This window comes from Cupriavidus consociatus, from assembly GCF_017814975.1.
Classification (GTDB): Bacteria; Pseudomonadota; Gammaproteobacteria; order Burkholderiales; family Burkholderiaceae; genus Cupriavidus; species Cupriavidus consociatus.
This window is the reverse complement of sequence record NZ_JAGIQA010000025.1, coordinates 95,170-108,253: the sequence shown is the minus strand read 5'-3', so window position 1 is coordinate 108,253 and position 13,084 is coordinate 95,170. Positions and strand designations below refer to the sequence as shown.

General features: G+C 58.3%; 12 protein-coding genes. All 12 read right to left on the bottom strand.

Annotated features, from left to right (window positions below):
* Window positions 1-14: 14 nt before the first annotated feature.
* The gene (locus J8I82_RS39695; RefSeq protein WP_431831589.1) at window positions 15-530 is read right to left on the bottom strand and encodes a chorismate--pyruvate lyase family protein; all 516 of its coding nucleotides are present in this window, start codon (window positions 528-530) and stop codon (window positions 15-17) included.
* A 66-nt stretch (window positions 531-596) separates the two neighbouring features.
* Complete coding sequence (locus tag J8I82_RS28120) at window positions 597-1,121, bottom strand: gamma carbonic anhydrase family protein (RefSeq protein WP_209762156.1); 525 nt, start codon at window positions 1,119-1,121, stop codon at window positions 597-599.
* Window positions 1,122-1,202: 81 nt separating this feature from the next.
* The gene (gabD, locus tag J8I82_RS28115) at window positions 1,203-2,684 is read right to left on the bottom strand and encodes an NADP-dependent succinate-semialdehyde dehydrogenase (RefSeq protein WP_245180185.1); all 1,482 of its coding nucleotides are present in this window, start codon (window positions 2,682-2,684) and stop codon (window positions 1,203-1,205) included.
* Between the two features lie 59 nt (window positions 2,685-2,743).
* The gene (locus J8I82_RS28110; protein WP_209762154.1) at window positions 2,744-4,300 is read right to left on the bottom strand and encodes a class I adenylate-forming enzyme family protein; all 1,557 of its coding nucleotides are present in this window, start codon (window positions 4,298-4,300) and stop codon (window positions 2,744-2,746) included.
* 63 nt (window positions 4,301-4,363) lie between these two features.
* Window positions 4,364-5,116 (bottom strand): SDR family NAD(P)-dependent oxidoreductase, encoded by a 753-nt coding sequence (locus tag J8I82_RS28105; protein ID WP_209762152.1) that lies wholly within the window; start codon window positions 5,114-5,116, stop codon window positions 4,364-4,366.
* Entirely contained in the window at window positions 5,100-7,544 is a 2,445-nt protein-coding gene (locus J8I82_RS28100) for a xanthine dehydrogenase family protein molybdopterin-binding subunit (protein WP_209762150.1), read from the bottom strand. Before J8I82_RS28100 ends, J8I82_RS28105 begins: the two co-directional genes overlap by 17 nt.
* Window positions 7,537-8,298, bottom strand: coding sequence for an N-acyl homoserine lactonase family protein (locus tag J8I82_RS28095; protein ID WP_209762148.1), 762 nt, complete (start codon window positions 8,296-8,298; stop codon window positions 7,537-7,539). The genes J8I82_RS28100 and J8I82_RS28095 overlap by 8 nt, the downstream gene beginning before the upstream one ends.
* Window positions 8,299-8,312: 14 nt before the next feature.
* On the bottom strand, window positions 8,313-8,834 hold the full coding sequence (locus J8I82_RS28090; protein ID WP_209762146.1) for a (2Fe-2S)-binding protein: 522 nt from the start codon (window positions 8,832-8,834) through the stop codon (window positions 8,313-8,315).
* Window positions 8,831-9,709, bottom strand: a complete 879-nt coding sequence (locus J8I82_RS28085) for an FAD binding domain-containing protein (RefSeq protein ID WP_209762144.1) — start codon at window positions 9,707-9,709, stop codon at window positions 8,831-8,833. Before J8I82_RS28085 ends, J8I82_RS28090 begins: the two co-directional genes overlap by 4 nt.
* 11 nt (window positions 9,710-9,720) lie before the next feature.
* Window positions 9,721-11,265 carry an enoyl-CoA hydratase-related protein gene (locus J8I82_RS28080; protein ID WP_209762142.1) on the bottom strand — a complete coding sequence of 515 codons (1,545 nt, stop codon included), beginning with the start codon at window positions 11,263-11,265 and terminating at the stop codon, window positions 9,721-9,723.
* Between the two features lie 37 nt (window positions 11,266-11,302).
* On the bottom strand, window positions 11,303-11,740 hold the full coding sequence (locus J8I82_RS28075) for an acyl-CoA thioesterase (RefSeq protein WP_284183195.1): 438 nt from the start codon (window positions 11,738-11,740) through the stop codon (window positions 11,303-11,305).
* The gene (locus J8I82_RS28070; RefSeq protein WP_209762140.1) at window positions 11,737-12,888 is read right to left on the bottom strand and encodes an iron-containing alcohol dehydrogenase; all 1,152 of its coding nucleotides are present in this window, start codon (window positions 12,886-12,888) and stop codon (window positions 11,737-11,739) included. Before J8I82_RS28070 ends, J8I82_RS28075 begins: the two co-directional genes overlap by 4 nt.
* Between the last annotated feature and the right edge of the window lie 196 nt (window positions 12,889-13,084).

Sequence of the window (13,084 nt, the reverse complement as noted above, 5' to 3'; positions counted from 1 at the left end):
GAGGCCTGGTAAGGCTATGGCTTGTACAGCCACGGTAGGAAGCACTCGGCCACTGCAAGGCGCGCGCCACGACGTTCGAACACCGATCGTCGCGCCCACAACCGCTGGTGCCCGTTGATTGGTTCAATGCGGCGTGCTAGGCGATATAGCCGGTGTTCCGAGCCCAACAGACAATACTCGAATGGCGACCGACGCACCGCTGAGTCGTCGTATAGGATCGTTGCCAATGGCTTGTCCTGGAGACCTTTGATAGCTCGCCATGCTGCTTCACTATCTGCAGCTTCCACCAAGGTTCTCGCCACAATTGCAGGTCGTCCTTCAACGCGCAACGTGACATCGCGAGTCCACATTGCAGTTGAACGTCGGCGGGCAATGGCACTTGCGTTTGCTCCGACAACTATGAGATGTTCGTACAGAACATCGACTTGGACGTCACCCAGCTGGCGCAGGTGTGCGGTCAATGAACCGGACTTGCGCAGCCATTCCCAAGGCGCTCGCCGCCTGGACCATTCTCGCTCTTCGCGCCACACATTCGGACGCTCCCTACGGACCTCCAGCACTCTGACGTCTCCTCACTACTCAGATACCATGAACCGTCACACAACACTCCGCAGTGAGTGGTGACAATCCACCGCCAATTCTTGATAACGCCCCGTCGCCGCGAGCTTCTGCGCGATCTCCGCATCTGTCAGTTCGCGAACCACTGCCGCAGGTAGCCCCGCCACCAATGACCTAGGCGGCACCACGAGACCCGCCTTCAAGAACGCCGAAGCAGCAACTATCGACTTCTCACCGATACGCACGTCGTCCATGACGACAGCATTCATGCCAATCAGGCAATCTGGTTCAAGATATGCACCATGAACTATTGCACCATGGCCGACATGGGAGTTCCGGCCAAGTTCGCACACTTCCCCATGCTTGACATGTAGCGTACAGGAATCCTGGATATTGCTCCCCTCACCTACCTTGATGAGGCCGAAATCGCCTCTCAGCGAGGCAAATGGTGCAATGAAGCAGTACGCCTCGACGACAACCTGGCCGATGAGGCAAGCGAGTGGATGAATGAATGCGGTCGGGTGGACTTGAGGCGCCACACCGTTGAACTCATAAATTGCCATACCAAGCCCTCCATAGCAGCCCATGCCACGGCCCCAAGTACCAGACGCGGACAGGTAAAAACCTGCCCGCATGCTGGCCACTCAGACGATTCCGCCCATGCAAACGTACTTCACCTCGAGGTAATCCTCAATCCCGTACTTGGAGCCTTCACGCCCAAGCCCGCTCTCCTTGACACCACCGAACGGCGCAACCTCTGTCGAGATGAGCCCTTCGTTCACGCCGACAATCCCATACTCCAGCGCTTCGGCAACACGCCAGACTCGACCGATATCCCGACCATAGAAATAGGAGGCGAGGCCAAACGGCGTGTCATTCGCCATCTCGATAGCCTCCTCCTCAGTCTTGAAGCGAAACACCGGCGCTACCGGACCAAACGTCTCTTCCGAGAAGATGCGCATCTCCCGTTTGGCGTTCGCCAGAACAGTCGGCGTGAAAAAGTTAGCGCCAGCGGGGTCACGCCTTCCGCCCACTATCAACTCTGCTCCGCGCTCAACGGCATCCGCGACATGCTCTGCCGCCTTTGCCACTGCAGCCGCGTCGATCAGAGGGCCAATAACTGTTCCCGCCCGTCGTCCGTCGCCAACCTCCATGCGGCTCACCTCCTCGGCCAGACGCGCTACAAAGCGGTCATAGATGCCATCTTGAACGAGCAGGCGGTTTGCACAAACACAGGTCTGACCAGCGTTTCGGAACTTGGATGTCAAAGCCCCCTTCACTGCCGCCTCAATGTCCGCATCGTCGAAAACAATGAAGGGGGCGTTGCCGCCAAGTTCCATCGAAGCCTTTTTCACCGTCGCCGCACACTGCGTCAGGAGTACCTTGCCGATCTCGGTCGAACCGGTAAAAGACAGCTTTCGGACAATCGGATTTGCGGTGAGCTCTCCCCCGATGGCAGTCGCTGAACCGGTCACGCACGAGAACACCCCAGCCGGCACGCCCGCCCGCTCGGCAAGCACACAGAGTGCGAGCGCCGAATACGGTGTCTGACTGGCGGGCTTTAGCACCATGGTGCAACCCGCTGCCAGGGCGGGACCAACCTTGCGTGTAATCATTGCGGCCGGGAAATTCCAGGGCGTGATTGCCGCGCAGACCCCGATGGGCTGCTTGATGACAACAATGCGCTTGTCGGGTTGGTGTCCAGGGATGGTATCGCCATATACCCGCTTCGCCTCCTCGGCAAACCACTCCAGGAAGCTGGCTGCATATGCAATCTCGCCACGACTTTCCACCAACGGCTTCCCCTGCTCGAGGGTCATCAGGAGTGCGAGGTCCTCCTGATGAACGAGCATGAGCTCATACCAACGTCGCAGAATCTGCGACCGGGCCTTGGCTGTCATCGCAGACCACTGTTTCAGCGCCAGCCTGGCACCTTCAATGGCTCGCCGCGTTTCGGCCTTCCCCATCCGCGGCACCGTACCGATAGTCTCATTGGTGGCCGGATTGTCCACGGAAAGCACCGCACCATCATCGGCGTCCACCCATTCGCCATTGACAAAGCTTTGCTGTCGGAAGAGTTCCGCATCCTTCAAGCCCAGCGATGTGCCCAAGGCAGTCTGTTGCATTCATGACTCCAATCAGTAGCCGCCGGAAAGCTCGGTGGCGGACGAAAAATGTACGGACCTTAAGCGCCGGATTTGCTGAACAGTTCGGCCAGCTTGAAGCGCATAATCTTGCCGGACCCGGTACGCGGAATGTCTTCCGTAATCCTGACGGTATGCGGCACCTTGTATGCCGACAGCCGATTGGCGCAGTGTTTCAGCAAGTCCTCGATATCGACACATTCACCAGCCCGTACAACCACAAATGCGACGGGCACCTCTCCGAGTGAGGCGTGCGGTACGCCGACGACAGCGCAATCCGCTATACCAGGGAACGTCATCACCGACTCTTCGACCTCCGCGGGCGCAATATTCTGGCCACCCCGGATGATGACCTCCTTAAGCCGCCCGGTGATGGTTAGATAGCCAGCCGAATCCTGCTTCGCCAAATCTCCAGTGTGATACCAGCCATTCTTCAAGGCGGACGCTGTCTCCTCAGGCTTGTTCAGGTAGCCCTTCATGACATTCGGGCCCCGTACGATGAGTTCACCCTCCTTTCCGGGATCCACATCGTAGCCCTCGATAGGATCAACGATTCGAGTCTCCACACCCGGTATGGGAAGTCCACAGGAGCCCATTACTCGGGTCCCTGAGTTCCAGTTCATGGTGACCATCGTCGATGTTTCGGTGATACCGTATCCGTCAAGCAACGGAACACCGAAGCGAGTTTCGAACTGCTCATTCACTGCCGCGGGCATGATGGCGCCTGCGGACAAACACACTCGCAAGCCAGGGAATCGCAGCGACTGCATGTCCCGCGTTGCGTCCAGAACGTAATGGAACATCGTAGGCACGCCCGGGAATACTGTGTACTCACCTGTCTGCAGTAGACGCAACACCTCCGCGGTCGAGTATTTCTCTCCGATATATTCGGTCGCACCGACAGCAAGGACGGCCAGAACGCTTAAGTTCAGCGCGTAGGAATGGAAGAGCGGCAGGAAGGACAGAAGCCTGTCATTCTCATTGAGGCCCGCAATCGGAACCCAGCAAGCCCCAACTACCCAGAGCATGCTCCGGGTGGATAGAAGCACCCCCTTTGCCTTGCCAGTAGTTCCCGACGTGTAGATCACGAATGTCGGCCGGTCAATATCGAGCGGGTCACGCGGCCTGCTTCCGGTTCCTTCCTCTGTCAGTTTCTCGAAGGAATGCCCTGTCGGCAGTGCATCATTACCTTGAACAATCAACATAGGCACGCGGCCGGAGAGGTCTCGGTGCACCCGCTCTAGCTGTTCAAGCTTAGATGACGTCGTGATAGTCAATACACACTGTGCATCGGCAAGACGGTAGGAAATTTCGGCATCAGTGGCCTCAATGCTAATGGGCACCGCTACCGCTCCGGCTCGGCAGACGGCGAGCACGCTAATCACCCAATTGACGGAGTTTGGCAGAAGAATGGCAACGCGGTCCCCTTCCACTACGCCAAGCTGTTCGAGATGACCAGCAAGATTCGCGGTGTTCGCGTTCAACTCTGCATACGTCACCGATTTCACAGCATCCTGAAATGCGACCTTTTGCGCGCGTTGCTTGGCGTGCCGCTCCAATAGTTCCGACACCGGAACAATCAAATCCGTGTGAATCATGGTTGTCTCCTTATATCAGCGGCAGCCGCTCTGTCTCGTGGTCAGAGGGCTGCGACCCTGCGCTTAGACCATGCTGAAGCCGCCGCTCACACTGATTACTTGGCCCGTCACCCAACTACCGCGCGCGGATGCGAGCAGTACCACCATCGGCGCTACATCCTCAGGTTGGCCGAGACGACGCAGCGGATAGAGCCGCGTAAGCTTTTCTCGGCTTGCCTCGATGAACTCGGGGTCGTGGGCGGTCTCGATAAGGCCTAGCGCAATCGAGTTTGCCGTGGTGCCCGACCGAGTCTCGCGTGCCACGGACTTCATCAGCGCGATGTTCGCCGCACGTGCCGCCGCGCCAATCGCCAGGCCGGACTCGCCCACACGCGAGGAATCGCCCATGATACTAATAATGCGCCCGGTACCCTTTTGGGCTTCCAGATGGGGAAGGGCTGCATGCGTGCAATTCAGAGTCCCATACAGGCAAACGTCGATTTGCTTACGCCATTCTTCTGGGGTGGTCTCGACAAAGCGCTTCCGGATAACGAGTCCCGCGTTGTTGACGAGAATATTGAGACCCCCATAGGTCTCCACCGTCTGAGCGACCATGGCGTCCACTTGCGCACGATCGGAAATATCGCACCGGATCGCCAGTGCTCGGCCACCGCGCCCCTCAATCTCTGCAACTACTGCTTCAGCGCCTGCCTTCGATCCGTGATAGTTCACGACGACACTTGCACCCTCAGCGGCCAGTCCCAAGGCAATCTCGCGGCCGACATCCCGTGCGCCGCCCGTGACCAGCGCAACCTTCCCTTCAAGTGCGAATTCCATTCCCAAACTCCTCCATAGATTCAAGCTTAGATTGGCGGACCAGCTGAAACAGCCGCTCCGGTGTAGCGGGTAGTTCTACAATTTCGATACCAAGCGGTGACAGGGCGTCAGCGATCGCGTTCGCAATGGCCGCCGGCGACCCGATGGTTCCGCCCTCCCCCATGCCACGGAAGCCACCCAGCGTGTTCGGAGCCTCGGTATTCAGGTGGACCATCTCGAGCTCTGGCACCTCAGGCGCAGAAGGTAAGAGGTAATCAACGAAACTTGCGGTTAAGAGCTGGCCGTCGCTGTCGTAGACGACTTCCTCAAGGAGTGCCGCACCTACTCCCTGTGCAAGCGCTCCACGGGTCTGTCCGGTGACAATCAATGGGTTGATGATGCGTCCGCAGTCCTCCGCAATGACATATCGCTGAATGTGAACCGCGTAGGTTTGAGGGTCGACTTCGACTTGCACTATGTGAGTCGCTGAGCTGGTCGTACCTACTACGGGGTCATAGGCGCGGCTGACGCACATTTCCTCGCGCACCTCTGGTGGCACACGGCCCATCTGCGAATACAGCGCTCGCGCCAGGTCCACAAATGTCAATTTGCCCTCGCCCAATCGGACGCGGATAACGCTGTCGACAATCTCGAGCTCTTCAGCGGTAGCATTCAGCAGATGCGCGGCGACGCGCAACATGCGCTGACGCAGTTCCCTTGCCGCCAGCATGCCCGCGCCACCGCTAATCACTGCTGTTCGACTTGCGTAGCTTCCTGTGCTGTGTGGGACGGCAGCACTGTTTCCTGTCACAACGCGAAGGTCCTCTAGCCTAGCCCCCAACTCATCAGCAAGCACCTGCGCCAATGTTGTCTCATGTCCTTGCCCATGAGATGCGCAGCCGAAGGAGGCGGTAATGGCGCCGGTTGAGTCGAGCTGAATGACACAGGTGTCCGTCCCTGTGTTAATCGGCATGCCCGGTGAAGCCGAAATTCGAGAGCCAATGCCAGAGAGTTCGGCGTAGCACGCCACCCCAATGCCAACCCAACGACCTTCCTCACGCGCTTCGGCCTGTTCCAACCTGGCCTTTGAGTACTCAAACCGCTCCTTCGCGGCTTCCAGGCCCTCGGTGAACGCCGATTGGTCCCATACGATGCCGACGGCAGTCTTGTAAGGAAACTGGTCCGGCTGCACCAGATTGCGGCGCCTCAGCTCGGTCGGGTCCATACCCAGCCGCTTGGCGGCCATGTCCATCAGCCGTTCCATGGCAAACGTAGAAGTCGGTCGGCCAACGCCACGGTACGGCCCAGTGGGCGATTTCGGTGTTGCCACGCCACGGACGTGTCCGTGGTAGCAAGGCACGCGATAGGGCCCTGGAAGGAAGCTGATAACCTGGACCGGTTCAATGCCAGCGGTCCAAGGGTAAATCGAGTACGCGCCTACATCTCCGATGACATTTGCGCGCAAACCGAGGACTTCTCCGTCCGCCGAAAGGGCCAGCTCCGCTTCAACACGCTCATCGAAAGCCTGGCTTGTCGAAAGCAGGTCCTCAAGCCGGTCACCTGTCCACTTGACCGTGCGACCGACTTTCCGCGCCAACGTGCAAACCAGCATCTCTTCCTGATAAAGCGAGGTCTTCCCACCAAATCCGCCACCAACGTCCGGTGCGATGACAGTCAGGCGATTCCCTGGCATATCGAGCAAGTCGGCGATTGCGTCTCGTACGATGCCTGGTACCTGACTTGACGTATATAACGTCAACGAATCTCGGCCTGAATCGACCTCTGCCATGTAGCAACGAGGCTCCATCGCTGCGGAGGTCTTGCGATGAAAGCGGAACTTTCCCGAGACGACCAAAGGAGCGTCAGCGAATGCCTTGTCGACTTCGCCGCGCACAAAGGCACGTTCTACGAGGACATTGCTTTCAAAGCCTTCATGGAGAATCGGAGCTTCTGGTTGTGCAGCCGTTTCGGCGTCTGTTGCAATCGGAAGCGCTTCATAGATGACCTCAACGCCATCCATGGCATCTTCCGCTTCATAACGAGACCGCGCGAGGATTGCCACGACGGGTTCGCCAACAAAATGCACGACGCCATTAGCCAATGCATGAATTGGCGTCGGCTGGTAGCCGCTCATTCGCGAAGTGGCGATCGCAGGCTTAATCAGACCTGCGATATCGGACCACGTGTAGACGCCAAACACTCCAGGCATGGCGCGAGCAGCATCTGCGCGAACGTCGACGACACGCGCGTGCGGCTGGTCGCTGCGCACAATGGCCATATGAAGAGCGTGTCCGGCGGGGCGATCATCGACATACCGTCCCAAGCCCGTCAGCAGTCTGGCATCTTCGACGCGACGTACAGGTTGTCCGACCAGCTTTCGCCCGACCTGCGCGTCGACATCGACATCAGGTGCATCCGACTGGTCCACGCGGCTGCCTCGGTTACTCATACGCATCAAGTCCTTTTCGGACTTCCTCCCATTGACGGGCGTCATGGCCAAACAAAACCTTCGTCCCGGCACGTGCGAGTCGCTGGATTTCGCGAAGGGAACCCATCGCCTTATCCGGGTCCCACGTATTGCGCGGCATGATTTCGCGCTCGAGGTTTTCACGCAGAGCAACTGCGTCAGCCGCCATCAGGAAGCTGCCATCGCGCGCCAGGTTGACTACCGCACCAAGTGTGCCGGGTGTATGACCCGGGAGAGGCAGTAGCGTGAGCTTGCCATCGCCAAAGAAGTCGCGCTCACTATCGATTGCAACGACAGGCATTGGATGCTGCCAGTCGGCGGGGATATATCCCTTTTGGACAGCGTCGCTACTCTGCGCTGCACGTAGCTCTTCCTGATGACAGAAGATCGTTGCACGCTTGAAGAACTCGTTGCAGCCGCAATGGTCCGAATGAAAATGCGAGTTGACCACAACGTCGATATCTTCTGGAACCAGTCCGACATTGGCGAGTTCCGAAACAACGTTCTCCTGCGGCCCTCCGATGGGCGTCATGGCCTTTGCCATCGTGCCCCAGCGACCAACACTGTCCTGGACCGTGCTGGGGTGACAGCCGGTGTCAAAAAGGACATTTCCTTGACTATGCCGCAGCAGAACGCAGGAAACGGGAAGATCAATAGTTTCGCTCCGATCTGCCTCGGGCAGATAAACGCTCTTGCGCATGCGCAACCGGCCGCCACTCAAAATATGCATCTTCATGGGAGTAGATTCCTTCACACCTTCTTGGAGTCGGCTGCCGCGTCACGCAGAGCATCTCGGCTCGCCACGCATACGCGAACCGCGTTCACGATTCCCTGGTAGCCGGTACAGCGGCACAGATTTCCCGACAGGACATCGCGAATCTCCTCGTCGGTTACCAGTGGGTACTTTTGAAGAGCGTCCGAGCAGGTCGCGAGCATTCCTGGAGTACAGAAGCCACACTGCAGACCGTGCTGCTCCCGGAAAGCTTCCTGAAGCGGGCTAAGTGCGTCGATGCTCCCCATGCTTTCAACCGTCTTGACGTCGCAGCCGTTTGCCCGCACGGCCAGCATCAGACAGGACCGCACACTGTCACCATCGACGATTACAGTGCAGGCTCCGCAAACGCCGTGCTCACACCCAACATGGGTACCTGTCAGTCCTAGGGTGTGACGCAAAAAGTCCGACAACAGCAGCCGTGGTTCAACCTCCCGCTCGCAAACCTCGCCATTGACCACCATCCAGACAGGCTTCAGGGGAATTTTTGATTCGCTCATGCTTTCACTCCTGCAGAACGCTGCCACGCCTTTCGCAGTACACGCTCCATCAGCACGCCAGCCAGATGACGGCGAAATTCGGGCGAAGCATGTAGGTCAACATTCGGCTCAAGGGAGACACACGCTGCCTGTACCGCCTCGGCAACGACAGCGTCGGATAGCGCACTCCCCGTAAGCACGGCCTCAGACTCCGGGCGCCGCAAGGGCGTATCCCCCACCCCCATCATCGCCACCCTGGCTTCGTGGATGATCCCGTCGCGAACATCGAGTAACACTCCGACGGCAGCGAGCGCAAAATCACCGGCGCGGCGTGCGAACTCTTGAAAACACCAGCCCATGCCAGTCGCCAGGCCAGGAAATTCCACGCGGACGACTATCTCGTCCTCTTCCAGTGCACTAGTAAGAGGGGCGACGAAGAAATCTTCGGACGCAATCACCCTTTCACCGCGCGTGGAGCGCACCACAATCTCTGCGTCGAGCAGTCGAGTGAGCATCGGAAGTTCGGCGGCCGGGTCGGCATGGGACAGACTGCCGCCGATGGTCCCGCGATTCCTTATCGCGAGATGCGCCACGTTCACCATCGTCTCGGGAATCACCGGAAACCGGCTAGCAACTAACGAGGACGTTTCCAGTTCCCGATGACGCGTGAGCGCGCCGACCGTCAGTCCGCCTTGACCGCTACTCCGCACATAGTCGAGTTCAATCAGCCTGCTGATATCGACAATGAGGTTCGGTCGCACCACGCGAAAGTTCAGCATGGGCGTCAGACTTTGCCCGCCGGCCATCACCTTGGCATCCCCACCGTGGGTGGCAAGAATGTCCAGTGCTTCCTCAACTGAATCCGGAGCGCAATAGTCAAAGGGAGCGGGTTTCATGTCTACTCTCCTCAGCGGCCGTGGAACTTCGGCTCTCGCCGAACCGCAAATGCTTCGCGCCCCTCACGATAATCATCGCTGCCAGCCGCAGCGGCAATCAGCGCCTCAGCGCGCGCCAAATCCAAGCTTCCGGTGCCCATGGCCATGCCGTTGAGCAAATACTTTGCCCCTGCGATGCTAAGCGGAGCATTCCCGGCGAGGGAGGTAGCAAACGCCCGGGCCTCAGCCATCGGGTCCCCTGGGGCTTGGCGAGCTTTGGCACCCAGTAGCCGTTCCCAGATGGATAGGCTTGGGTTCTCGGCCTTCATTCCCGCAACTTGGTCTACGAAGCCAATGCGGTGCGCCGTCTCAGCGTCGAATCGTTGCGCACCAAAAAGAATCCTCTTGGCTTCCGACAGGCCGACCAGTGAGAGAAGCTTGCGCGTTCCCCTCACACCATAGATGATTGACAGTCGCGCAGCCGGGATGCCGAACATGGCGTCCGCGGCAGCAAATCGGAAATCGCACGACATCGCGAGATGAGCCCCGCCTCCCAAGCAATACCCGCGGAGTACTGCAATCGTTGGCTTAGAAAGCTTGGCAATCGCGTCGCAGCATGCATCTACGGCAACCTCATAAGCGGTCGCCTGCGCGATGTCCGCGCGCACCTTTTCAAATTCTGGGATGTCTGCTCCCGCGCAGAAATCCTGCTCCGCCCCGGTAAGTAGCACCGCCCGCACATCCGGATTTCGATCCAAAGCGCTCATGATTGCGGGAATTGCAAGCCACATTGCATACGTCATGGCATTGCGGCTTTTCGGACGGTTCAGGGTGACCACAGCGATTTGGTCGGAAATCCAAACCTTGACCATCTCGCTTATCAGGACATCCATGACCTCAGCCTGCGTTGCAATGCCGGGGGTCGGCGCAGTCGACTCCTTTTGCGATTTGGCTGCAGCCTTGTCAGTACGTGCCGTCTGACCTTGCTCGACCGGCTCGACGAATGTGGCGTGTGTGGTGGTCTGGCGACCAGCAACTTCAGTCGGCGCGACAACAGCTTCTTCGGGAACGTTGCCCGCCAGCGCCCGAATGTCGAATGTCACACCATTCGTTACAGTCGACGCGCTCTTGGCCCGCTCATTCACTTCCTGGCCGAACAGTTCGAAGAAATCGTCGGCCGACTTTCGCGCTGCGGCGTCAATCATCCGCGAACCAAGCTGGGCCAGCTTGCCACCGACATTGGCCTTGACGCCATATCGCAGAAGCGTGACCGTAGGCTCAAGAGCGTCCAGCGAAACTTCAATATCCGCCTTGGCGAAACCTGCGGCTCCGCCAGACCCTTCTCCGGTCAACGTATAGCTCTTGGGCGGACTGATGTTCGACAAAGACACCTTGCCGGCAAAGCGCGCTTTGATTGGGCCGACCTTCGAAACCACCGTCGCGGTAAATTCATTCTCGGCAGTCCTCTCTAGTGTTTCACATCCAGGAATGCTCGCCTGCAAGACCTGCGGGTCGTTCAACGCTTCCCAGACCAACTCACGCGACGCTTCGAGCCGGGCTTCACCCACCATTTCCATCTTTTGTCCCTCCTAACACCTATTCTTTCTGATGCGATCAATCGGCCAGTGACTGGAGTACCGACCGCACTGTGTCGGGAATCGGAACAGGGCGATTCGTGGCGCGGTCTACGTAGACATGCACGAACTGCCCGAGAGCTGAGCACTCTTCAGAATCGTTGCGGAACAACGCAATCTCATATCGAACACTGCTCTTTCCCAGATGCACGACCTTCAGGCCTACATTGACAATGTCCGGGAAGCCCATCGACGAAAAGAAGGTGCAGCGAGTTTCGATGACCAATCCGATGACTTCGCTCTTTGCGATGTCAAGAACGCCGTTCTCAATAAGGTGCTTATTGACCGCGCTGTCGAAGAATGCGTAATACACAACGTTGTTGACATGCCCGTATGAATCGTTGTCACCCCAGCGTGTGGGAATGGCGCAGAAGTACCGGTACGCGCCGCGGCGAGTTGGGACAGCCTTATCGTTCACAGTGCCTCCTCGTAGATTGCCAGCGCATCATTCAGGCCGAGCTCACGCGGATTGTTCACAAGCAATCGCGTCTGTTTCATCGCATCCTCCGCCAGTGCAGGCAAATCCGATGCTGCAATCCCAACGTCGCGCAAGCGGGTGGGCAATCCCAAATCGCCGCTAAGCGCTTCCAGGTACTTTGCGAACGCAAGAGCCTTCTCCTGGTCATCGCCCGTGACATCAGGCACTACAATGGCCGCGAGTTCGGCGTACATACTCGCAGCATCGAGTAGGTTGAACCGCATAACGGGCCCGAGAACGAGTGCGTTCGACAAGCCGTGTGGCACGTGGAATCTTGCACCGATTGGATATGCCAGCGCATGCACCGCAGCAACCGGAGCATTTGCGAATGCCATACCGGCCAGACAGGCTCCAATGAGCATGTTTTCGCGCGCAGCCAGGTCCGAGCCCTCAGCACATGCGCGGTGAAGGGAACCGGAGAGCAAGTGAAGGGCTTCGCGTGCGAGGCAATCGGAAATCGGGTTCTTCAATCGCTTGCTCGTGAACGCTTCCACCGCGTGCACCATCGCATCGATGCCGGTTGCGGCTGTGATATGCGAGGGAAGTCCCAACGTCAATTCAGCATCAAGCAGCGCCACATCAGGCAGCAGAACCGGGGAAACCACCCCCTTCTTTTCCCCCACACCCGTCGTCACGATGGAGATGGGAGTAACTTCTGAGCCCGTTCCAGCGGTCGTTGGAACGAGAATAAGCGGCAGGCGCGGCCCCTTTACTTGATTGACCCCATAAATCTCATCAAGCCGCTCATCACTACAAGCCAGCAACGCAGCCAACTTGGCCGCGTCCATCGAGCTTCCCCCACCGACGCCCACCACGCAGTCTGCAAGGCAAGCACGGGCGGCAGCCACGGCGGACTGAATCACGGCTTCCGGCGGATCCGCCTGGACATCCGAAAAGACCGTGGCGCGCAGACCATGCTGTGCAAATCCCGCAAGAGTACTTTCGAGGATTCCCGTAGCAAGCAAGCCGGCATCAGTGACGATGAGCGCACTCCGGTAGCCCATTGCGGCAACGCGCTCGTGCAGCTTCGCCGCGCCGCCACGTTCGACAACCATTGACCGGGTATTGTGAAATTCGAAGTTCTTCATGGCGAGATTCAAGTGCGTTTGTCACTTGCATTATTAGACTATTAAGAGCGTGATGCAAGGAGAATTTGCAGACGCATGGGTAGTGATGACCGAAAAGCCACTTGCGTTACTGGCGCGAGCGCCGCCCTTCTAGAAGAGCCGTATGCGTAGCTCAGCAGTGCTTAGCCCAACCAAGATACGTCTATTGCATCGCATT